Source organism: Bordetella sp. FB-8 (assembly GCF_000382185.1).
In the GTDB taxonomy this organism is placed as follows: domain Bacteria; phylum Pseudomonadota; class Gammaproteobacteria; order Burkholderiales; family Burkholderiaceae_B; genus Bordetella.
Genome location: NZ_KB907784.1, coordinates 685,716 through 705,836, shown reverse-complemented (window position 1 = coordinate 705,836; position 20,121 = coordinate 685,716). Strand labels below are relative to the sequence as shown.

Here is a 20,121-nt window from a genome sequence, read left to right as displayed (position 1 = left end):
TGCTCAGCAAGGCGGGGGCTTTTTCGTAAGTAAGGTCGTCCCTGCCCAAGAGCAGCATGATGTTGCGCATGCTTTCGGGCAGTTCGTCGAGCGATTCCCGTGCAGTCCTGTTCCTGCAGCGGATCGCGCATTAGCCGATCATGGGCAGTACACCGCGAGTCGTGTTCTCATGCAGCGCCGCTACGCTGGAATTTGACGATTCGGTCATGGAGCGACGGCGACCTGGGTTAGGTGGAAAGGGTGCCGCCGAATTATCACAAAGTATTACATGCGACGTCGAGGCCTTGGACGCCTGCAAGCACCGCTGCGGGAAGAATATCGCCGTAGATTGCCTGGCCGAATGCATCAGACGCGAACTGCGGGACGTGCGCCTAGCTGAGCGCTGCGGCGTGGACGGCTAGAGTGAGGGCCGCGCGCTCGGCGCGGTATTTGCCGATGCGCAGCTTGTGGACGAAGCCGTTCTGGGCCTTGCCGCGGTTCAGGCGGATTCGATTGCGTGGAGCGCCGCGGCAAAGCGCGGATCGTTCAGATACGCGACATTGAATCGAAACCAGGGTGATGGGCCTTCGCCACGAGGCGAGAATACGGCGCCCGGCGCGAGAATGACGCTGTGATCGAGCATCCTGCGCGCCAACGCGATCGAATCCTCGTGCCCCGGCAAGCGCGCCCACAAATACAGGCTCTGCTCGGTAGGCCGGTAAATCATCGCGCCAACTTCCTCGAGCGCCTTGATGCCGGCCGCCGTGGCGCGCCGCAGCTTGTCCTGCATGCGATTCGTGTGCCGCAGGAAATGGCCTTCGCTCAGGATCACTTCCAGCGTCCGCTCGCAGTACTCCGAACTGCTGACATGTGTGAGCATTTTGACATCGGCAAGGTCGCTGGCCAGCTCCGGGTCACAGGCAAGAAAGCCCACTCTCAGCGACGCCGACACGGATTTGGAGAAGCTGCCGATGTAGATCGTGCGGCGCAACTGGTCGAGCGTGGCGATGCGCGCCATCGGGCGCGGCTTCAGGTCGGCCAGCGCATCGTTCTCGACAACGACCAGATCGTGCGCTTCGGCCAATCGCAGTATCTGGTGGGCTTTTGCGGCGCTCGTGTCGGTTGCGGTGGGGTTGTGTCCTACCGACTGCGTGAAGAAGAGCCTGGGCCGATGCTGCTTGATCAATGCCGCCAGCGTTTCGATGTCGGGGCCGTCTTGACTGCGCGGCACGCCGAGCATGTTGATGCCGCTCAGCTTGAGCTTGCCGAATAGCGTGTAATAGCCGGGATCGTCGACCAGCACGGCATCGCCGGGCCGCGCGAAGTAGCGCAGTACGAGGTCCATCGCTTGATTGGCGCCGTGGGTCAGGACGATCTGCCGGGGCGTGGCATGGATCTCGTAGCCCGCCAGCTTTTGCTGCAGGTGCTGACGCAGCGGCAGATAGCCATAGCGGCTGCCGTAGCGGAACAGCGAGCCCACGCCGGTGCGCACGACGCGCTGGTGGAACTGATCCAGCCGCGTTTCTTCCAGCCATTTGATGGGCGGAAAACCCTCGCCCAGATTCAAGAATTCCGCCTTGCTGCGCAACTGCTCGCGCATCAGCCAGACGATGTCCATGGCGCGGTCGAGCGTCGAGGTCTCGGCCTCGTCGGTACGCGCGCGCGTCGAGCGCGCCGTGACGAAGAAGCCGGCGCCACGGCGCGGTTCGATCAGGCCGCCCGCGGTGAGGATGTCGAACGCGCTGATCACGGTGTTCTTCGAACAGCCGTTGCTCATGGCGTATTCCCGGATCGACGGCAGTTTGTCGCCGGGTTTGAGCAGCCCCGCCTCGATTTGTCCGGCCAGATTGTCCGCGATTGATCGCGCCAGGCCAGATCCCGGTTGCGCCATGTCGAGTCCTTGTTGCACAGCAAGATGGGTGTTTAGGGTACACCGACAAAACTGTTCTAAGAAAGTGTGCCTTTTTATATGGGTACAGTTGACCCATCATTTGCCCAATTGAACGTCGCCTGCAACGCGGCGGTGATTGATAAAACCAAGGAGACACGCAATGGGCATCGATTCGACGCTTCCCGACTTCCGCAAACTCACGCCCGCTCAGCGCTTGCAGCACATCGCCCGCGCCGCCGGCTTGTCCGATGCGGATCACGCGCTGCTGTCGCGTCCCGGCGCCCTGCCGATCGAAACGGCGGACGGCATGATCGAGAACGTCATCGGCACCTTCGAACTGCCCATGGCCGTGGCGGGCTACTTCCAGGTCAACGGCCGGGACGTGCTCGTGCCGATGGCGGTGGAGGAGCCCTCTATCGTGGCCGCCGCCTCATTCATGGCCAAGCTCGCGCGCGTGGGCGGGGGCTTTCGCACATCCAGCACCGGGCCGCTGATGCGGGCGCAGATACAAGTGGTCGAGGTCAGCGATCCGCATGGCGCGCGTCTGTCCATTCTCGAGCACAGACAGGAACTGGTCGAATTGGCGAATAGCCGCGACAGGGTGCTGGTCGGCCTGGGCGGCGGCTGCCGCGACATCGAAGTTCATGTGTTCCAGGACACGCCGCGCGGCGCGATGGTGGTCGCGCACCTGATTGTCGACGTGCGCGATGCGATGGGCGCGAACACCGTCAACACCATGGCCGAGGCTCTTGCCGGTCGCATCGAGCAGATCACGGGCGGCAAAGTGCGCCTGCGCATCCTGTCCAACCTGGCCGACCTGCGCCTGGCGCGTGCGCAGGTGCGTTATGCGCCTGCGACGCTGGCCACGAAAGAGTATTCGGGCGCGGACGTGATCACGGGGGTGGTAGATGCCTATCTCTTCGCGGCGATCGACCCGTACCGGGCCGCGACCCACAACAAAGGCATCATGAACGGCATCGATCCGATCATCGTGGCGACCGGAAACGATTGGCGTGCCGTGGAGGCTGGCGCCCATGCCTATGCGAGCCGCGGCGGCCGCTACACCTCTCTGACGACGTGGGAAGTGGCCTCCAACGGTGATCTTGTCGGTACCATCGAAATGCCCATGCCGGTGGGTCTGGTCGGCGGCGCCACCAAAACGCATCCGCTCGCGCGGCAGGCGCTCAAGATCATGGACGTGAAATCGGCGCAGGAGCTTGGCGAAATCGCCGTCGCCGTCGGGCTGGCGCAGAACATGGGCGCCTTGCGCGCATTGGCGACCGAAGGCATTCAACGCGGTCATATGGCGCTGCATGCGCGCAACATTGCGCTGGTCGCGGGTGCCGCGGGCGCCGATGTCGACTGGGTTGCGCGTCAGATGGTCCAAGCCGGGGATGTGCGCGCCGACTTTGCCGCAACCCTGCTTGCGCAGCGGCGCAAGGCATGAAAGCGCGTCCTTGAAGAAAGAAAGCCGCGGGCGCGCAGCATACCTGCGGCGAAACAGGCGGTACCCCGGTAGTTTTTCGGGAAAACAATAACGTCCATCAATGGAGGTAGACATGCAAACGATGAAGGACTTTGGCCGACAGGCCGGCGCAGGCGCGAGTCCGCGATATGCCGAGGTATGGGGTGATACGGTCGATACGAGGCATCTGGGCTGGTCGGTGCTGATCGGCGCCGCGGTCAGCTTTGGCGCTTTCGAACTGGCTCTGCGGTTCCTGCAGCCGCTGGTCGCCCAGGCTGCGATGGGGCGGGCGTATGCCATGCTCGTGGGCCTGGGCGGCTGTTTGGTGGCAGGGGCCATCTGTGCCCGGCTCTTCAAGCCCAAGCGCGTCGTGGTCGAGCAGGAGGCATCCGACGAAGGCATGCGCGCGGAACTGATCGATCGCCTCGTCGTCGAAGCGGGACCGCAAGGTTCGATCAGGCTGCTGCCGGCCTATGTGGTGGCCGAGATGAAAGAAGCGGGCCTCTACGACCTTTTCGCCGGCGCCGAAGCGCGCAACGCGACCAACGAGGTCGCGCTCGAACATGCGGGCAGCAGAGGGGTGGCATGATGGCGGCTTCCATTTTTCAAGACGTATGGGCCGCCGTGGCGATGGGTGTGATCGGCGCCGTCGTATTCGCGGCGATAGGCCTGGTTTCGGGCACGGACGAAACCACCACGATCGCGCCGCTGACGCTGCTTGTCGCGCTGCTGGGCGTGCCGCCTGCCGGGGTCTTCATGTTCTTCATGGCGGGCGCCATATCCAAGCACATGACGCACGCCATCCCGACCGCGCTGTTGGGCATCCCCGGCGACACGATGGCCGTGCCGCTCATGGACGAGGCCGTCGCCCTGCGCAATCTGGGCGTGCCGCATATCGCCTTGCGCAAGATGGTTTCGGGAGCGATCATCGCCGCCTTCGTGGCGGTGCCGCTTGCGGTCGCCTTCGCCTGGCTGCTCGCGCCCTACGGCGCGAAGATCACGCCCTATGTGCCGTGGCTATTCCTGGCCGCGGCCGTCCTGATCGCGTATCTCTCGGCGGGTCGCTGGGCCGCCGTCGCAGCGCTTGTGCCCTTCGTCCTGATCATCGTGGGGCTGCAGGCGCTCACCGCGCGCTATCACGTGACGCTGGGTGTGAGCTACTTCCTGGGCATCGCGGTGGGTCCGCTCGTGGCCGACCTGTTCTCGCTATTGTCGCCCCGCAGCCGCCAGGCCATGTTGCGCGAGGCGCCGCGCACTTTCTCGCTTGCGCCTGATATCAAGGGCTGGGGCGGGTACTTCCCGAATCCGCTGAAGGTGCTTGATCGGCGGCAGGCGGGCCTGACTGTCGGCACGGCTGCCATTTCCAGCGCGACGTTCTTCTTCAGCCCGGTCGCCATGACAGTAGTGCTGGGCGAGGCGGTGGCCGCGCGCGTCCACAACGCCTATCACCGGCTCACAACGGTGATCGCCGCGCGCAACGGCGTGACCGAGGCGACCTACATCGCCGAGGCGCTGATTCCGCTGATCGCCTTCGGCCTGCCGCTCAGCCCCGTGGCGGCGGGGCCGGCGGCGCCACTGTTCAACGCACCGCCGCGTTTCACGGTCCACGGCGCGGATGGACAGATCCACAATCTGCACACGCTGATGACGCCGGGCGCTTTCCTTGTCTATGGCCTGCTGGCTGTGGTGCTGGCGGCGGTGATTGCCTATCCGCTGTCGATGAACTATGCGCATCGCGCTGCTTCGTTCGTCGCGCGCCGCCTGAGTCACGAAGCCATCATCGCGACATTTGTCGGCCTGGTGGTGGTGATCGGCTTCTGGGAGGGCGGCGTGGCGGGCCTGCTCGTGGTAACGACGGTCGGTCTGGTCGGCGGCCTGATGTATCGAGCATTCGGACTCAATACGGGCGTGCAGTTCATGGGTTTCTACACTGCGGTATTGAGCGTGCCGGCCTTGGTCAAACTCTTCATGTGACAGGCAGTGCAACCGGACTGCCCGCGCAAGTTCGCCGCTGGTGGTCCGGTTTTGGCAGGGGCGGCAAAGTCAGCCAGCCCGGCTTCTGCAGGCATTCGACGACGGCGCGCAGGGTTCGCGGATATGCCGAGTGATTGCCGACGTCGTAGTAGCCCAGGGGCTATTTGCGGCCGTCGGGGCGGGTATGCGGCAGGGTGTGAAGGACGCAGTTTTCGGCGGGCGGTGGCGCCGACGCAGCGGCGCCGGCCGTGGCGGCTCGCGCCTGCCCCCAGGTGGCCGGTCAGCCGCATGATGGTCGGCAGCAGTATGCGCAACAGTAATTTCATAGGTGTCGTATCACCGCCAGCGTGATGTCACCGAATTGTCCGGCCTTGCCGGCATAGGCGTGCACGTCGTCGACCAGGGGCCTGGCCAGATCGGCCGCCGCGCCGGGGCGCGTTCTCGCCTGCGCCGCGGCGCAGGACTCATGTGCCGAGACTGTCGCGCAGCGCCTGAAGAAATGCATCGCTCGTCGGGCTTAGCGGCGCATTGGCGCGCCGGATGACGCTCAGTGGCCGCTGAACCATCAGGTTGTTGAGCGGCAGGGCGACCAGTGTGCCTTCGTCGAGTTCTCTTGCGATGCTGATGCGCGGCAGCCATGCGATGCCGCCGCCGTGCATCACAGCCTGCTTCAATGCCTCGGTATTGCCGAATTCCATCACGCTGCCTTGCCGGATGCCGTTGGCGTCCAGCATTTCGGTAATGAGTTCGCGCGTGCCGGAGCCGTGTTCGCGCATCAATAGCGGCTGGTTGTCGATGTCGGCCGTCGTGACCCGCTTTTTGCGCAGCAGTTCATGGTCCGCGGCTACCACGGGCACCAGATCGTCCGTCTGGAACTGCTCTGCCACCAGTCCGCCGACGTGCAGAGGGCCTTCGATAAAGCCCAGGGTAAAGCGCATGTCCGCGACCCCCTGGGATATCTGTTCGGTGTTGCCGACGAACATGGTGATGCGTACGTCTGGATTGGCGCGGCGGAAAGTGGCCAGGCGCCGGGGCAGGACATAGGTGCCGTTCGTGTTGCTGGCGCCGATCGACAGGTGGCCCTTGCGCGCATCGGCGATTTCCTGCATTGCAGCCTGGGCGGTGCGCGAGATGTCGAACAGACGGGCCGCGTATTCGTGCAGCACTTCTCCGGCGTGGGTCATGCGCATGCCGCGAGGCCGGCGCTCGAACAGCACGACGCCCAGGCGGTCCTCGAACTCCTTGATCTCGCGCGACAGGGCGGGCTGGGAGATATGCAGTTGCTGCGCTGCAGCGGAGATGCTGCCCGTTTCCGCAACGGCGTTGAAGATCGCCAGGTGGTGAAGATTCATATGCATTTTCTATATGGTAAGCATCATATAATTGTATTTTATTTATATATAACCGATGGCCATAATTTGCTCCTGTTTTAAGCGCGCGCCTATCGCACCACTGCATCGGGCAGCTATCGCATTTGAAAAGGATCTTCGTCATGCGCCGTCTTTCCCTGCACACCGTCCCCGCGGGTCTGCTGCTGTCCGTGGCCGTGGCCTGTGTCGCGCTCTGGCTCGGCCACATGGAACCCGTGATCGGCGGCCCGGTGTTCGGCATCATTCTGGGCATCCTGGTGCGGGCGTTCTTCGCGCCGCACGAGCGCTACAACTCCGGCATCGGCTTTGCATCGAAGTACGTGCTGCAGTGGTCGATCATCGCGTTGGGCGCGGGACTGAGCCTGGCGCAGGTGGCCCATACCGGCCTGAATTCGCTGGCCGTCACGGCCGTGACCATGTCGATCGCCGGCCTGTCCGCCTGGGGCCTGGGGCGTTTTCTCGGGGTCGGCGGCAAGCTCACGCTGCTGATCGGCGTGGGCACGGCCATCTGCGGCGGGTCGGCCATCGCCGCGGTGACGCCCATCATCAAGCCGGATCAGCACGAGACAGCGTTCTCGATCTCGACCATCTTCCTGTTCAATATTGTCGCCGTGCTGCTGTTCCCCGCTCTGGGTCATCTGCTGCACTTGTCCGATTCGGGCTTCGGCATGTGGGCGGGCACCGCCATCAACGACACCTCGTCGGTGGTCGCCGCCGGCTACAGCTACAGCAAGGCCGCCGGCGACTACGCGACCATCGTCAAGCTCACGCGCGCCACGCTCATCATCCCGATTTGCCTCGCGTTGGTCGCTATCGTCGCCTACCGCGAGAAGCGCCACGGCAAAAGCGATTTCAAGCTCGCGCGCGTGTTTCCCTGGTTCATTCTGTGGTTCCTGGTCGCCTCGGCCTTGCGCACTGCGGGGGCGTTTCCGGCCAGCGTCCTGCCTTTCATTCACATGGCAGCCGATGTCATGATCGTCGTGGCGCTGACCGCCATCGGGCTTTCGTCCAACTTGCGGCGCATGGCGCAGACCGGCGTGCGTCCTATCCTGCTCGGCCTGGGTGTCTGGGCCGCGGTATCCGTGAGCAGCCTGCTCGTGCAGGTGCTGATGGGGCAGATGTAAGGCAGGTCCCCGGCCGGCGCAGGCAGGGCAGATCGGGGAGGGTGTTTTGACCTGGCTCTTCGAGATATGCCATAATCGCTGGCTAGACGGGGGTCGATAGCTCAGTCGGTAGAGCAGCGGACTTTTAATCCGTTGGTCGCGAGTTCGAGTCTCGCTCGGCCCACCAAGAATTGCAAAAAACCAAGCCCCCTGCGGTCTTTAATCACCGCAGGGGCTTTTCTTTGTCCGCCGGGCAGCTAGGCCCAGGCCAGGTCTGCTAGGCAGCGGCCAGGCGCAGCGGGGCTGCTTGCCCGAGCTGCTGAGCCGTCGCTTGCGTAGAGGCTTGCAGCTTGAACGAGGTGGCAGTCTGCGCGAGCCGTTGAGCTTCGTCCTGCAGCGACATCGCGGCCGCGGCAGCTTCTTCGACGAGCGCGGCGTTGCGCTGGGTGGCTTGGTCCATGTCGTTGACCGCGCTGCTGACTTGGCCCAGGCCGCGGCTCTGTTCCTGCGCGGCCGAGGCGATCTCGGCAATGATGGTGTTCACGCGGCCCACGGCTTCGATGATTTCGTTCATGGTGCCGCCCGCTTCGTTGACCAGCGACGAACCCGCCTCGATGCGCGAGGTCGACTTGAGGATCAGGTCCTTGATTTCCTTGGCGGCGGTCGATGAGCGCTGGGCCAGCGCGCGTACTTCGCTGGCCACGACGGCGAAGCCGCGGCCCTGTTCGCCGGCGCGCGCGGCCTCGACCGCCGCGTTCAGCGAAAGAATATTGGTCTGAAAGGCGATGCTTTCGATCATCGCGGTGATCTCCGAGATGGCCGAGGAACTCTGGCTGATCTCGCCCATGGTGCCCACGGCCCGGGACATGACATCATGCCCCTTGCGTGCGATATCGGCCGCCGATGAGGACAGGGTGTTGGCATGCCGGGCGTTCTCGGCGGTCTGCTTGACCGTCCCCAGCAACTGTTCTGTGCTTGCCGCAGTCTGCTCCAGCGACGCGGCCTGCGATTCGGTGCGAGCCGACAGGTCGGCATTGCCGGAGGCGATTTCGCGGGTCGCGGTGGCGATCGCGTCGCTGCCGTCATGCAGCGAGACGGCGATCCGCGTCAGGCTTTGCTGCATGTCCACAAGGCCTTGCAGCATGCGGCCCATTTCGTCGCGCGATTGCACCCGGATGTGGCCGCTCAGGTCGCCGGCGGCAATGCGGCTGAAATGGAAAATTGCCTCGTTCACCGGGCCCACGATGGCACGACGCAGAGCGGCCCAATTGGCGAGGGCGGCCAGCACGCCGATGATGATCGCGGCAACACTGGCGAAGACGGAGCGCTTGTAGGTGCGTTCGGTCGCATCGTATGCGGCTTTGGCCTGGTCGAACTGGTAGGTCTTGAGGGCGTTGGCGGCGATCTGCATCTGGGTGTAGACGGTGCCGACGCTGACCATCAGCTTGAGGATGCTGTCCCTGTCGCCCTTGAGCGTGGCTTCCTGGTACCTGTCCAGCTCCCGCTCGGTTTCCTGGTATCTCTTGTCGACTTGCGCCGCCAGGCGATCTTCGCCTTGGTCGCGCGGCATCGCCATGTACTGCTTCCAGGCCTTGTCGGCGGCAGCCTTGACCTGGGTCTCGATCCCGTACATTCTCTTCGCATCGTCCGAGCCGGGGTTGATGGCGCAGCGATCCAGCGTCGTGCGCTGCCGGCCGACGAAGATCGTCATTTCGCCGACCGCGATGGACTTGGGCATCTGCACCGAATACGTCTGTCGGTTCGCCTGATTGCTCGCGGTCATACCAACCAGGCCAATGGCGCCTATGCAGATCAGCAACAGACCCAGAAAGCCCATTGCCACGGCAATTCGGCTATTGATCGACAAACGGGAAAGAAAAGTCATGAACGTCTCATATAAGGTTGGGGGGGCGAGGGTACCAAGTAAGGTAAGGTTGGGGGCCGAGGGCACCAAGTAAACAAATGTCAACAGTCTGCCCTGCCGCCATTGCGATGGCGTGGTTGCAGCGCGCGGGCCGATTCTCTTTAGTGCCATGGCACAAGATCCTGTTCAAGCATCTCCCGGGTATCCCGGGAGCAGATGTCCGCGTCGGTCTGGGATTTCACCGTTCCAGAAAGGAAATTGCTCGAGTTGGTCCACTATATGGACTATTTGTCGATTTCAGGCCTGGCATGCAGGTTTGGGGTTGTTCCGCATTTTGATATTCAATGCTTTTAGTCTGATATATTGGGCAAGGAATAAAACTTCATGGCTACTAGGTCCATTCTGTGGACCTTCATGCAAATAAGGCGATGCCGGCTTTTCGCAAAGGCACCGGGTTTGCCGCGAGCGCGGTGGTGCCTGCGCCGGGCGCGAAGCCGCAAAGGAGAAGAGCGGTGCGCCACATTGAGCATCCAGGCCCCATTGCCGCCCAGCGGCGCTGTACGGTGGACTGCGACGTCCGGCATGCCGAGGTAAAACTGCCGGCGGGCATGACGCTGCTTGCGGCGGTGACCGCGATCCTTGAGGCCAACCATACACAAGGCGCCGTCGCCCGGCTGCGCGGCGGCGCCTTCACGCCCTTCGCGTACTGCATGCCGGCTTTGTCTTCGACGCCGGAGCATGCGGTGTATTTCAGCGATCGCCACGAACTGCAGGGCACCGTCCGCCTGGAAAGCGCGAGCATGACCCTGGGCCGGCGCGATTGCTCGCCGTGGTTCCATTGTCATGGCATCTGGCGCGACGTTGCCGGCCGGCGCCTGAGCGGGCATGTGCTGCCCGACGACGCCATGATCGCCGAGCCGATCGATGCCTCGATATGGTTTCTGGACGGCGCGTGTTTCGAGGTCGTTCCGAGCCGAGAAACGGGATTCTCCCTGTTCGAGCCGGTTGCGGTATCCGGCTTTGCGCCGCGCAAAAACGGCCCGTTTGCAATGTCGATACGCCCCAATGAAGATTTCTGCACCGCACTTGAGGCCGAATGCACGGCGCGCGAAATCGCCCGGGCCCGGGTGCATGGCGGGGTCGGGAGCCTCATCGGTACGACTTTCGACGACGGCGCGCAGGTGCTGCCCATCGCGACGGAGGTATTCATCCGCGAGGGCGTTGTTTCGACGACGGAGCAGGGCGGCCTTGCCGCGACGATCGACGTCTCTCTCGTCGATCACCTGGGCGGTCTCAGCGAGGGGCGTCTTCGGCGAGGCGCGAACCCGGTCCTCGTAACGTTCGAACTCCTGGTCGAACCGATCGAATTTGCGCATGCATAGCGGCCAGGCCGGCATTGCAAGCCTGACGCCCTTCGAAGACTTGCCGGTCGATGCATGGCGGCGCACGTTCGAGGTCAACGTCACCGGGCCGCTTTCGCTGGCGCAGCATGCCGCCAAGTGCATGAAAGAACACCGCTGGGGCAGGATCATTAATATTGCCTCGACCAGCGAGCGGTATCCGCGCCGGGGTCGGACGCGCAAGCTACGGTACTTCCAAGACGGCGCTGATCGGACTGACGCGGCAGATGGCGGTCGAATTCGCCGTTCATGGAATTACCGCCAACGCCGTCGCGCCCGGCCCGATAGAGACACCGCTCGCGCGCAAACATTCCGCCTCGGCGCGCGGGCAGTATCTGCGTTCGGTTCCCTTGAACCGGTACGGCCTGCCCGAGGAAGCCGCGGCCGCGGTTGCATTTTTTGCAACCGACGACGCGGGGTATGTCACGGGCCAGACGCTTGCCGTCGACGGCGGCTTTTGGGCTGCCGGAATGCTTCAGGCATAACTCATAGCGCCGGTTCGTTCTGCCCCCCCCAATGTGAGCGGCAGACCGCTGCGCTTCCACGCGCTCAGTCTGCGATGGGTATCGCGCGGCCGAACAAGGCACGCTCTCGCGAATGGCATCAAGGTCAGGCCCTGGGTGGCATGGCCTGCGCATGGCTCGCCGCCAAGTGCTCCAGAAATTGGTCAAAACGGCCCACGGCATCCATCGTTCCGCACCCAAGGAATAAAGATGCTCACATAATGCCTTGCTTTTTATGACAGAGTAAGACTAGGGGTATTGCCGTTGTATTGTATTTGTATATCTAGACACGTATTGATATAGGTATGGTAACTATCTTACACTGCGGGAAAAAGCAATTAGGGCTTGCCTTGGTCAGACAAACCAGCGGCGAAATTTAAACGCAAGAAAGTCTCGACAAAAGGGAAGAAAGAATGTTTCAAACAATAAAGTCCAAGATCGCGCTGATGATGCTCTTTAGCCTCGCGATAATGATCGTTATTGGCAGCCTTGGAATTATCGGTCTCTATAGAGTAGACAGTACTGCTGCCGCAATTTCCGGCAGCAATATCGCGTCCATCATTAAGATGGGCAGTGCCCGCTCTGCGCTGCAGGATGTCCGCACTCAGTATTTTCGGGCTTTGGGAGAGAGCGATCCGGCCGCGCTGCAGAAAGATATTGCCGCCATGAAGCAGTACGAAGCGCACCTCGACAATATCTGGAAGAGCTACTATCCGGCCGATGTCTCGACTGTTGAAGAACAGGCTGTCGCCGACAAGATCAACGCCGCACTGCCTGCGTTTTACGCGTCTGCCGACGCCATCGTAGCAGAGGCCCTCGCGGGCAAGAAGGCCGACGCAATTCAAAGGATATTGCGCGATCGCCCGGAAACGGCGGCGTTGGTTGCTGAATTAACGCGTGATGTCGACATCAATCGCCAGCAGGCAATCGATGCCTCGGATCAAACGCATAATATCTACATAAATTTCCGGATTACCTCGATATTGCTACTCGGAGTTGGCCTGATCGTCAGTGTGCTGTCGGGTGTTTGGCTGCTGCGCGTCATTACCCGGCCGCTGAATCGGGCGGTTCGCGTTGCCCAGGATGTGGCCGGCGGCAAGCTGGAAAACCGCGTGATCGTGGACCAGGGCGGAGAGTTCGGCCATCTGTTGGCCGCGCTCAAGACCATGGACGAGAAGCTGTCGTCCATCGTGCACAGTATCCAGGTTTCGGCCGAATCGGTGTCCTCGGCCTCAAGTCAAATCGCCAGCGGCAATATGGATCTGTCGACGCGCACCGAGGAGCAGGCCGCGTCGCTGGAGCAGACGGCCGCGAGCATGACCGAGCTGACCGAGACCGTCAAGCAGAACGCGGACAATGCCCGTCAGGCCAATGCGCTGGCCGGTGGCGCGGCCGACTTGGCCGACACGGGCAATGAAGCGGTGCAGGCCATGGTCGGCACCATCGGCGAGGTCAGCAGCAGTTCTGCGCGTATCTCGGAGATCACCGGGGTGATCGAGGGCATCGCCTTTCAGACTAATATCCTGGCGCTAAACGCGGCGGTGGAGGCGGCGCGGGCCGGCGAGCAGGGGCGCGGCTTTGCTGTGGTGGCCAGCGAGGTGCGCACACTGGCGCAGCGATCGGCGTCGGCGGCCAAGGAAATCAAGGATTTGATCAGTTCGTCGGTGGCCCTGGTCGAGAACAGCGCCAGGCAGGCCTCGCAGGTGGGCGCGACGATGGGCGAAGTGCGCCAGTCGATCCGCAACGTGTCGCAGATCGTCTCGGAGATCTCCAACGCGTCGGACGAGCAGAGCCGCGGCATCGACCAGATCGGTACGGCAGTCTCCCAGATGGACCAGATGACGCAGCAGAACGCGGCGCTGGTGGAGCAGGCCGCCGCCGCGGCGCAATCCCTGCAGGAGCAGGCGCACGATTTGACAGGCGCGGTGTCGTACTTCAAATTTGCCGGCATGACGGCGCAACCGATCGTCCAGGCTCAAGCTGTCGTCCAGGCCAGGCCAGCCTCGACGCCGCCACGCAAGCGCATTGCCGCCCCGGCGTCTCCACCTTCGCCCAAGCCGTCCCGAGCAGCGGTAGCCGCGATTGAGCACAAAGAAGGCGATTGGGAATCCTTCTGACGGTCATGTCAGCCGGGTTGGCATAAAGGACGGCCGTCCTTTATGCCTGCATGGCATCCTCTCAGGGACGGCTGGTCACGATTGCGCCGCGTCTTCTGCGTCGGCCGTTGCCGTCGCGGGCGCGACAAAATCTGCCACTTTCTTGCGCGATAGCATTCCCAGGAATTCATCGTCCTCGCCGGTGACCGCCACGGGTTGGTCGCTGTGCACCAGTTGTGCCAGCACCTGATCCAGGCCCGCTGTCGCGGGCACCGACGCCAGTTCGTCCACCATCGTTGAGATATCCCGCTGTCCTTTTTCCCGGGCTTGCCTGGCCGCCTCGACAGTCAGCACGCCGGCCAGGCGCTTGCCGTCGAGCACCGGTGCGTACTGATAGCCCAGTACCGACATCTGTTCGAGCGCGCGGTCCGGGCGCGAACGCATGGTCAGCGTCAGGCTCGGCGGGTTGAGAACGTGGGTGGCATTAAGCGCCTTGGTGCGGTTGACGTCCTGCAGAAAGGCCTGGACATAATCGCTGGACGGCCTGAGCAGAATGTCCTCCGGCGTGCCTTCTTGAACCAATTCGCCGTCCTTCAGGATGGCGATGCGGTTGCCCAGTCGCAAGGCCTCGTCCAGGTCGTGCGTAATGAACACGATTGTCTTGTTGAGCTGGGCCTGTAGCTGCAGCAACTGGTCCTGCATTTCGCGTCGTATCAAAGGGTCGAGTGCCGAGAAGGCTTCATCCATCAGCAGAATTTCGGCATCGGTGGCCAAGGCACGGGCCAGCCCCACGCGCTGGCGCATACCGCCCGAAATCTGGTGCGGGTATTGCATTTCAAAGCCCGACAGTCCCACTTGGACGAGCCAATGCCGGGCGCGCCGTTCGCATTCGGCTCGAGACACGCCCTGCACGGCCAGTCCGTATGCAGTATTTTCCAGTACCGTGCGATGCGGAAACAGGCCAAAGTGCTGGAACACCATGCTCATCTTCTGGCGCCGGAAAGATTCCAGCGCGCGCGCGTCCAGGGCAGTGACGTCGATGCCGTCGACCAATATCCTGCCCGCGCTCGGTTCGATCAGCCGGTTGAAGTGGCGAATCAGCGTGGACTTGCCCGATCCGGACAGGCCCATGATGACGTAGATGCTGCCTTCTTCGATGGATAGGTTAATGTCGCGCAGTCCCAGCGTGTGGCCGCTCTTGGCCAGCAGGGTTTCTTTGCTCATGCCGTCGCGCACGGCCTGCAGCCACCGGTTCGGGCGTGGACCGAAAATCTTGTCGATATTGCAGACTTCGATCTTGCTCATCGCTGTCCTCCTTTGCTTACGCGGTGCCCATAGGACTGGGTGATGCGGTCGAACACCACGGCCAGCGCCACGATGCCCAGGCCGGCCAGCAGCCCGCGGCCCACCTCCAGGCGGTTGATGCCAAGCAGCACTTCGTAGCCCAGGCCGCGCGCGCCGATCATTGAGGCGATCACCACCATGGACAGAGCCATCATGGTGGTCTGGTTGATGCCGGCCATGATGTTCGGCAAAGCCAGCGGTAGCTGCACGCCGAACAATTGCTGGCGCGGATTGGCGCCGAAGGCGCGGGCGGCCTCCAGCACCTCCCGGTCGACTAGGCGTATGCCCAGATCGGTCAGGCGTATCAGCGGCGGCACGGCATAGATCACTGTGGCGATAATGGCCGGGATGTTGCCCAGCCCGAAGAGCATCACCACCGGGATCAGGTACACGAAGCTGGGCATGGTCTGCATGACGTCCAGCAGGGGCAGCAACATAGTGCGCAGCCAGTCGACGCGCGCCATTAACACACCCAGCGGAATGCCGATCACCACGGAGCTCGCGGTTGCCATGATCATCAGCGCCAGCGTCTGCATGGCCGCGGCCCATAGGCCGATGGCGCCCACCAGGCACAGCAGCACGCCCATCGCCAGGCTCAGGCCGATGCGCCGGCCTGCAAGCCAGGCGATGAGCATGATCGCTAGCACCACGGCCCACCAGGGAGCGCCGCGCAGCAATTGCTCCAGCCACACCTGGGCGTGCAGGAAAGGCATCGACATGGCCTGCAGTTGGTCGCCGTAGCGCGTGACGATGTGCTGTACGAAGGCGTCGATGCCGTCGCGCATTCCGCGCGCAGAAACGATTTCAGGAAACATGGACATCCTCGCCGCTTACAGCGCGGCCTGGACCCGTTGGGCCACATCGGCCGGAACCCATTGCTTCCAGGTCGCGCCTTCGTTCTTGAGGAACCACTTGGCCACGTCCGGTGCCTCGTCGCCCGTCTTTTGCATGTGAGCCAGCGTTGCGTTCAATTCGGGCAGCGGAATGGACACCTTGGACAGGAACCCGGTCAGCTTGGGCGCCTGTTTCTCGAACTTCGTGTTGACCGCGGTAAATACGGGGTTGGACGGGTAGCCGCTGGGCTGCGGATTCTTGCATGAAGGCGAGGTCAGGCACGGGTGCGTTTTGGCGTCGTAGGGCGGCATCTGCAGCTTGACCAGGTCCAGCGCTCCCACCAGGGGGGTGGGGTACCAGTAATAGAAGACGATGTTCTGCTTGCGCTGGTAGGCCGACATGATCGCCGCCTTTTGCGCCGCGCCGGTGCCGGGCGAATACAGCGTGTAGCTGCTGCTCAGCTTGAACGCGCGGTACAGGTTGCCGTTGGTGACTTCGCAGCCCCAGCCGGCGGGGCAGGTATAGAAGCGGCCTTTGGACGGCTCTTCGGGGTCCTGGAATTGCTTCTTGTACTTGGGCAGATCGGCTACCGATTTCAGTCCGGGCAGGCGCTTGGCCGTGTAGCGCGGAATGAACCAGGCCTCACCGCCCAGGTACAGTTCGCCCAGGCGTGCGACCTTGCCGGTCTTGAGTGCTTTGGCCCAAGGTTCGGCCACGCTGTTGAGCCAGACCTCGGAGTTGATATCCAGGTCGCCGCGCTCCAGCGCGGCCAGTGCCGGCAGGGTTTCGACAGGCAGCACCTGGGTCTGGCAGCCATAGCCTTTTTCCATGATGAAGCGCTCGAGCTCGACCATGACCAGGTTGGACGACCAATTCATGCCGCCGAATTTGACGGGGCGATTGATCTCGCACTGTACGGCCGCCTTCGGCGCAGTGGCAGCTTGTGCCATGCCTGCACAGGCGGAAAAGAGGGCCAGACCGGCCAGGATCTTGCAGAAGGGGAAACGCATAGACTTTTGCCTCCATAGGTTCAAGGACACAGGCCGGCAGGATTGCCGGTCTATGCCGTGTAGCCAAAGGGGGGTGTGCGGAAGACGGGCAGAACCGCCAATACAAACCGACACCGGTAGATATGAGACGCCAGCCAGGGAGGCTGGACTCATCAGGGCAGCCGACGCCATGCATTCCGCGTATTGCGAAAACGCATTGCGTTGACAGAAATTGAACAGAGTTAAGTAAAGATGGGGCGATCTTAACGAGGAGTTGGATTTAAATCAAGTCAATTAGAATTATTTCGATACAAACGATTAGGTAAATAATGATTTCCCCCCACTTGGAATGGTGGGGGTGCGGGTGCGTTCTTCCCTCTTAAAACGAAGCGATTTGCGGTCTGATTAGTTGCGTTTTATTTAGTTACTTATTCCTGGCAATACAGGATCGTTAGCGTGCTTGCCAGGTGGGCGGGTTTGGGAGATTGGATTCAGTCCCGCTTTTCTTATACTTTGGCAATATATGATGCGAATTATTTCTTTCGTGGCGTGTAGTTAGCGCTTGTCCATCAGAGGCTGCATTAAAAGTTGCTGCTGCTCCAGGTTCGCGGGCAATAAGCCCCCTCTTGACGATTTCTTAACCAGAGAGTGGGGTTTTGAGCGGCGAACAAGACCATTCGACCCTGGGCAAGCAGCCCATCAGCGCGGCACAGCCCGCGGTCAGCGATGTGCGCAGCGACGACGGTATGCGGCAGGCCGAGATTGGCGAGATGTCCAATCCGGTCACTCGCGGCGCGTTCGATTGGCGGCGGGTCACCACGTTAGCCGGTACGATCCTGTCCACTAAGAGCAAGGATCTGCGGTGGCCTGCTAGCTGGCAGGCGCCTTGTTGCAGCAGCGCGGTCTGCCGGGCCTGGTCGAGGGTTTGCGCGTCGTCAGCGACATGCTCGCCACGTATTGGGACACGCTTTTTCCACCGCTGACGCGTCTGCGCAGGCGCCGCAATGCGCTGCAATAGCTGATCGAACGCGTCGCCGGGCATGGCGAGGAGCACACCGGTCATCGCTGCCTGCGCAGGAACCCGAACTGGTCGAAGGCTTGCGCGCATGCATGCAGGGCATCGATGCCATTGCCGCCGAAAAGGATGATGAGGCGCCGTCCAGGCGTTGTCTGTTCACACTGGTGGCAATCTTCCGGTCAAGGGACCGCTGTCGCTTGCATTTGCGGCGACTGGACAGACCATAACCTAGCGTTTGTCCTAGATACAGGCCGCCCACAGCTGCGTGCTTTCTGTTGGTTTGAGTAACGCGCTCGCGATTAAAGTTCCACGTCAAATGCAAGGCCGGCTGTTTCGCAAATCTTGCAAATTGCCTGAATATATTCGGCGACCCGCGTCTGGGCTCGGCCATGCCGCCAAACGTTGTGCGTCGCGGTCGAAAAATGGTGGACAATTCCGTGAATTGTCATATTTCGCGGTCATGATACGAGGCCGGTTCCCGCCGAACAGGTGCGGAGCAGGGCGACTGCGCATCGTGTAAGGGGTTTGCATGGAATTCGGCTTCACTCTCAACCGGACGGCCAACGCGTCGGCGTGGCGCCTTCTGCCCAACGGCTGGGACTTCGTCGCCTTTCCTCTCATAATCTGCCTGATCGCTATGGCCGCCGTGGGCTTTCACCAGACCATGGCCCCCATGTCCACCCTGCACGAGCAGGTCATCTCGCTGGATCCGAGCCATCTGCCCGAATACGCGCTGCGCACCACGCTGCGTATGCTGGCCGCCATGGTGGCCTCGCTGCTGTTCACGCTGGTCTACGGCACCCTGGCGGCAAAAAGCAAGCGTGCCGGGAAGGTGCTGGTCCCCATCCTGGACATCCTGCAGTCGGTGCCGGTGCTGGGCTACATCTCCTTTACGGTGACCTTTTTCCTGGCGCTGTTCCCGTCCCGCGTGCTGGGCGCCGAACTGGCGGCCATCTTTGCCATTTGGACCAGCCAGGCCTGGAACATGACCTTCAGTTTCTACCAGTCGCTGCGCACGGTGCCGCGCGACCTGGACGAGGTGGCGCGCGGCTTTCATCTGACTGGCTGGCAGCGCTTCTGGAAGCTGGAAGTCCCCTTCGCCATGCCCGGCCTAATCTGGAACATGATGATGTCCATGTCCGGCGGCTGGTTCTTCGTGGTGGCCTCGGAATCGATCACGGTGGGCGACCAGAGCATCACGCTGCCCGGCATCGGCGCCTATCTGGCGCAGGCCATTTCCGACAAAAACATGCATGCCGTGGGCTGGGTGATCCTGGCGATGGTGATCGTGATCCTGGCCTACGACCAGCTGCTTTTCCGTCCGCTGGTGGCCTGGGCCGACAAGTTCCGCATGGAAAACACCAGTTCCGGCGCTGCGCCAGAGTCCTGGCTGCTCGATCTGATCCGCCGCACGCGTCTGATCCGCCTGCTGCTGGTGCCCGCGAGCCTGCTGATCTCCAGGGCGGCGCGTGCGCCACTGCGCCTGCCGGTCAGGATGGCTCAGTCCGCGCGCAAACCGAAGAAGAAAGTCGCATCACGGGCTGGCGATCTGGCCTGGGGCGTGTTCGTCGTGCTGCTCACGCTCTACGTGGTCTACCGCGTGGTGGCCTATGTCAGCACCGGCGTGAGCTGGGGCGACGTAGGCCACGTATTCCTGATGGGTTTCATCACCTTGGTGCGCGTGGCGCTGCTGATCGCCATCTCTTCCCTGATCTGGGTGCCGCTGGGCGTGCTGATCGGCCTGCGTCCGGCGTTGGCCGAGAAAATCCAGCCGCTGGCGCAGTTCCTGGCGGCCTTCCCCGCCAACCTGATGTTTCCGGTATTCGTGATCGTGATCGTGCGCTTTCACTTGAATCCGGACATTTGGCTATCGCCGCTCATCGTGCTGGGCACGCAGTGGTACATCCTGTTCAACGTGATCGCGGGCGCCGCGTCCTATCCCAACGATTACCGCGAGGTCTCGGCCAATTTCCATATCCGCGGCTGGCAGTGGTGGCGTAAGGCCGTGCTGCCGGGCATCTTTCCCTATTACGTCACCGGCGCCATCACCGCCTCGGGCGGTGCCTGGAACGCCAGCATCGTGTCCGAGTACGTGCAATGGGGCGATACCAAGCTGGCCGCGCACGGACTGGGGGCCTATATTGCACAGACCACGGCCGCGGGCGATTTCCCCAAGATCATTCTGGGCATCACCGTGATGTCGCTGTTCGTGACCCTCTTTAACCGCTTGCTGTGGCGGCCGCTGTATGCCTATGCCGAATCCCGGCTGCGGCTCGATTGAACCTATAAAA

At 62.5% G+C, this 20,121-nt stretch carries 16 protein-coding genes, 1 tRNA gene and 2 pseudogenes; 12 read left to right on the top strand and 7 right to left on the bottom strand.

Annotated features, from left to right (window positions below; translation table 11 throughout):
• Positions 1-478: 478 nt before the first annotated feature.
• Positions 479-1,870 (bottom strand): PLP-dependent aminotransferase family protein, encoded by a 1,392-nt coding sequence (locus tag H143_RS0103375; protein ID WP_019936818.1) that lies wholly within the window; start codon positions 1,868-1,870, stop codon positions 479-481.
• A 160-nt stretch (positions 1,871-2,030) separates the two neighbouring features.
• Between H143_RS0103375 and H143_RS0103370 the strand changes: the two genes are divergently transcribed.
• From H143_RS0103370 to H143_RS0103360, 3 genes are all read left to right on the top strand, one after another.
• Positions 2,031-3,317 (top strand): hydroxymethylglutaryl-CoA reductase, degradative, encoded by a 1,287-nt coding sequence (locus H143_RS0103370; protein WP_019936817.1) that lies wholly within the window; start codon positions 2,031-2,033, stop codon positions 3,315-3,317.
• A gap of 112 nt (positions 3,318-3,429) precedes the next feature.
• Positions 3,430-3,924, top strand: a complete 495-nt coding sequence (locus H143_RS0103365; RefSeq protein WP_196801275.1) for a hypothetical protein — start codon at positions 3,430-3,432, stop codon at positions 3,922-3,924.
• Complete coding sequence (locus tag H143_RS0103360) at positions 3,921-5,309, top strand: tripartite tricarboxylate transporter permease (RefSeq protein WP_019936815.1); 1,389 nt, start codon at positions 3,921-3,923, stop codon at positions 5,307-5,309. Before H143_RS0103365 ends, H143_RS0103360 begins: the two co-directional genes overlap by 4 nt.
• A gap of 322 nt (positions 5,310-5,631) precedes the next feature.
• Here H143_RS0103360 and H143_RS22355 read toward each other — a convergent pair whose 3' ends face one another.
• Together H143_RS22355 and H143_RS0103355 are read right to left on the bottom strand one after the other, a co-directional pair.
• A complete protein-coding gene (locus H143_RS22355; protein ID WP_155803313.1) occupies positions 5,632-5,814 on the bottom strand; it encodes a hypothetical protein in 183 nt (60 codons plus the stop codon).
• Positions 5,774-6,661, bottom strand: coding sequence for a LysR family transcriptional regulator (locus H143_RS0103355; RefSeq protein ID WP_019936814.1), 888 nt, complete (start codon positions 6,659-6,661; stop codon positions 5,774-5,776). The genes H143_RS22355 and H143_RS0103355 overlap by 41 nt, the downstream gene beginning before the upstream one ends.
• 140 nt (positions 6,662-6,801) lie before the next feature.
• Here H143_RS0103355 and H143_RS0103350 point away from each other — a divergent pair, with 140 nt between their 5' ends.
• Positions 6,802-7,803 carry a YeiH family protein gene (locus H143_RS0103350; protein ID WP_019936813.1) on the top strand — a complete coding sequence of 334 codons (1,002 nt, stop codon included), beginning with the start codon at positions 6,802-6,804 and terminating at the stop codon, positions 7,801-7,803.
• Between the two features lie 90 nt (positions 7,804-7,893).
• A tRNA-Lys gene (locus H143_RS0103345) sits at positions 7,894-7,969 on the top strand.
• A gap of 90 nt (positions 7,970-8,059) precedes the next feature.
• Here the strand turns inward: H143_RS0103345 and H143_RS19895 are convergent.
• Positions 8,060-9,667, bottom strand: coding sequence for a methyl-accepting chemotaxis protein (locus tag H143_RS19895; RefSeq protein WP_019936812.1), 1,608 nt, complete (start codon positions 9,665-9,667; stop codon positions 8,060-8,062).
• 407 nt (positions 9,668-10,074) lie between these two features.
• Between H143_RS19895 and H143_RS0103335 the strand changes: the two genes are divergently transcribed.
• The 4 genes and pseudogenes from H143_RS0103335 (at position 10,075) to H143_RS23180 (ending at position 13,666) form a co-directional block, all read left to right on the top strand.
• Positions 10,075-11,028 (top strand): hypothetical protein, encoded by a 954-nt coding sequence (locus tag H143_RS0103335; protein WP_019936811.1) that lies wholly within the window; start codon positions 10,075-10,077, stop codon positions 11,026-11,028.
• Positions 11,021-11,155: pseudogene (locus H143_RS23225) on the top strand (SDR family NAD(P)-dependent oxidoreductase); the annotation flags it as partial. The gene H143_RS0103335 and the pseudogene H143_RS23225, both read left to right, overlap by 8 nt.
• 28 nt (positions 11,156-11,183) lie before the next feature.
• Entirely contained in the window at positions 11,184-11,531 is a 348-nt protein-coding gene (locus H143_RS21915; RefSeq protein WP_231378449.1) for an SDR family NAD(P)-dependent oxidoreductase, read from the top strand.
• Between the two features lie 431 nt (positions 11,532-11,962).
• Entirely contained in the window at positions 11,963-13,666 is a 1,704-nt protein-coding gene (locus H143_RS23180; RefSeq protein WP_051094342.1) for a methyl-accepting chemotaxis protein, read from the top strand.
• Positions 13,667-13,741: 75 nt separating this feature from the next.
• Here the strand turns inward: H143_RS23180 and H143_RS19885 are convergent, their stop codons facing one another.
• The 3 genes from H143_RS19885 to H143_RS0103310 are packed head-to-tail and all read right to left on the bottom strand — an operon-like array spanning position 13,742 to position 16,833.
• The gene (locus tag H143_RS19885) at positions 13,742-14,950 is read right to left on the bottom strand and encodes a glycine betaine/L-proline ABC transporter ATP-binding protein (RefSeq protein WP_019936808.1); all 1,209 of its coding nucleotides are present in this window, start codon (positions 14,948-14,950) and stop codon (positions 13,742-13,744) included.
• Positions 14,947-15,804 carry a proline/glycine betaine ABC transporter permease gene (locus tag H143_RS0103315; protein ID WP_026349675.1) on the bottom strand — a complete coding sequence of 286 codons (858 nt, stop codon included), beginning with the start codon at positions 15,802-15,804 and terminating at the stop codon, positions 14,947-14,949. The genes H143_RS19885 and H143_RS0103315 overlap by 4 nt, the downstream gene beginning before the upstream one ends.
• A gap of 15 nt (positions 15,805-15,819) precedes the next feature.
• Complete coding sequence (locus H143_RS0103310) at positions 15,820-16,833, bottom strand: ABC transporter substrate-binding protein (RefSeq protein WP_019936806.1); 1,014 nt, start codon at positions 16,831-16,833, stop codon at positions 15,820-15,822.
• Between the two features lie 725 nt (positions 16,834-17,558).
• Here H143_RS0103310 and H143_RS23220 point away from each other — a divergent pair.
• From H143_RS23220 to H143_RS0103300, 3 genes and pseudogenes are all read left to right on the top strand, one after another.
• Positions 17,559-17,618 (top strand): annotated as a pseudogene (locus H143_RS23220) (hypothetical protein); the annotation flags it as partial.
• 80 nt (positions 17,619-17,698) lie between these two features.
• Positions 17,699-17,830, top strand: a complete 132-nt coding sequence (locus tag H143_RS23215) for a type VI secretion system ImpA family N-terminal domain-containing protein (protein ID WP_019936805.1) — start codon at positions 17,699-17,701, stop codon at positions 17,828-17,830.
• Between the two features lie 529 nt (positions 17,831-18,359).
• Positions 18,360-20,111: an ABC transporter permease subunit gene (locus H143_RS0103300; protein ID WP_019936804.1), complete on the top strand. Its 1,752-nt coding sequence runs from the start codon at positions 18,360-18,362 to the stop codon at positions 20,109-20,111.
• Positions 20,112-20,121 lie beyond the last annotated feature (10 nt).

Bases quoted from the DNA above. Each gene is read 5' to 3' on its own strand.
- H143_RS0103310 (WP_019936806.1), bottom strand. From the start codon at position 16,833: ATGCGTTTCCCCTTCTGCAAGATCCTGGCCGGTCTGGCCCTCTTTTCC.
- H143_RS0103360 (WP_019936815.1), top strand. From the start codon at position 3,921: ATGATGGCGGCTTCCATTTTTCAAGACGTATGGGCCGCCGTGGCGATG.
- H143_RS0103350 (WP_019936813.1), top strand. From the start codon at position 6,802: ATGCGCCGTCTTTCCCTGCACACCGTCCCCGCGGGTCTGCTGCTGTCC.
- H143_RS0103315 (WP_026349675.1), bottom strand. From the start codon at position 15,804: ATGTTTCCTGAAATCGTTTCTGCGCGCGGAATGCGCGACGGCATCGAC.
- H143_RS19885 (WP_019936808.1), bottom strand. From the start codon at position 14,950: ATGAGCAAGATCGAAGTCTGCAATATCGACAAGATTTTCGGTCCACGC.
- H143_RS19895 (WP_019936812.1), bottom strand. From the start codon at position 9,667: ATGACTTTTCTTTCCCGTTTGTCGATCAATAGCCGAATTGCCGTGGCA.
- H143_RS0103365 (WP_196801275.1), top strand. From the start codon at position 3,430: ATGCAAACGATGAAGGACTTTGGCCGACAGGCCGGCGCAGGCGCGAGT.
- H143_RS0103375 (WP_019936818.1), bottom strand. From the start codon at position 1,870: ATGGCGCAACCGGGATCTGGCCTGGCGCGATCAATCGCGGACAATCTG.
- H143_RS0103335 (WP_019936811.1), top strand. From the start codon at position 10,075: ATGCCGGCTTTTCGCAAAGGCACCGGGTTTGCCGCGAGCGCGGTGGTG.
- H143_RS23180 (WP_051094342.1), top strand. From the start codon at position 11,963: ATGTTTCAAACAATAAAGTCCAAGATCGCGCTGATGATGCTCTTTAGC.
- H143_RS0103355 (WP_019936814.1), bottom strand. From the start codon at position 6,661: ATGAATCTTCACCACCTGGCGATCTTCAACGCCGTTGCGGAAACGGGC.
- H143_RS0103300 (WP_019936804.1), top strand. From the start codon at position 18,360: ATGGAATTCGGCTTCACTCTCAACCGGACGGCCAACGCGTCGGCGTGG.
- H143_RS22355 (WP_155803313.1), bottom strand. From the start codon at position 5,814: ATGCATTTCTTCAGGCGCTGCGCGACAGTCTCGGCACATGAGTCCTGC.
- H143_RS0103370 (WP_019936817.1), top strand. From the start codon at position 2,031: ATGGGCATCGATTCGACGCTTCCCGACTTCCGCAAACTCACGCCCGCT.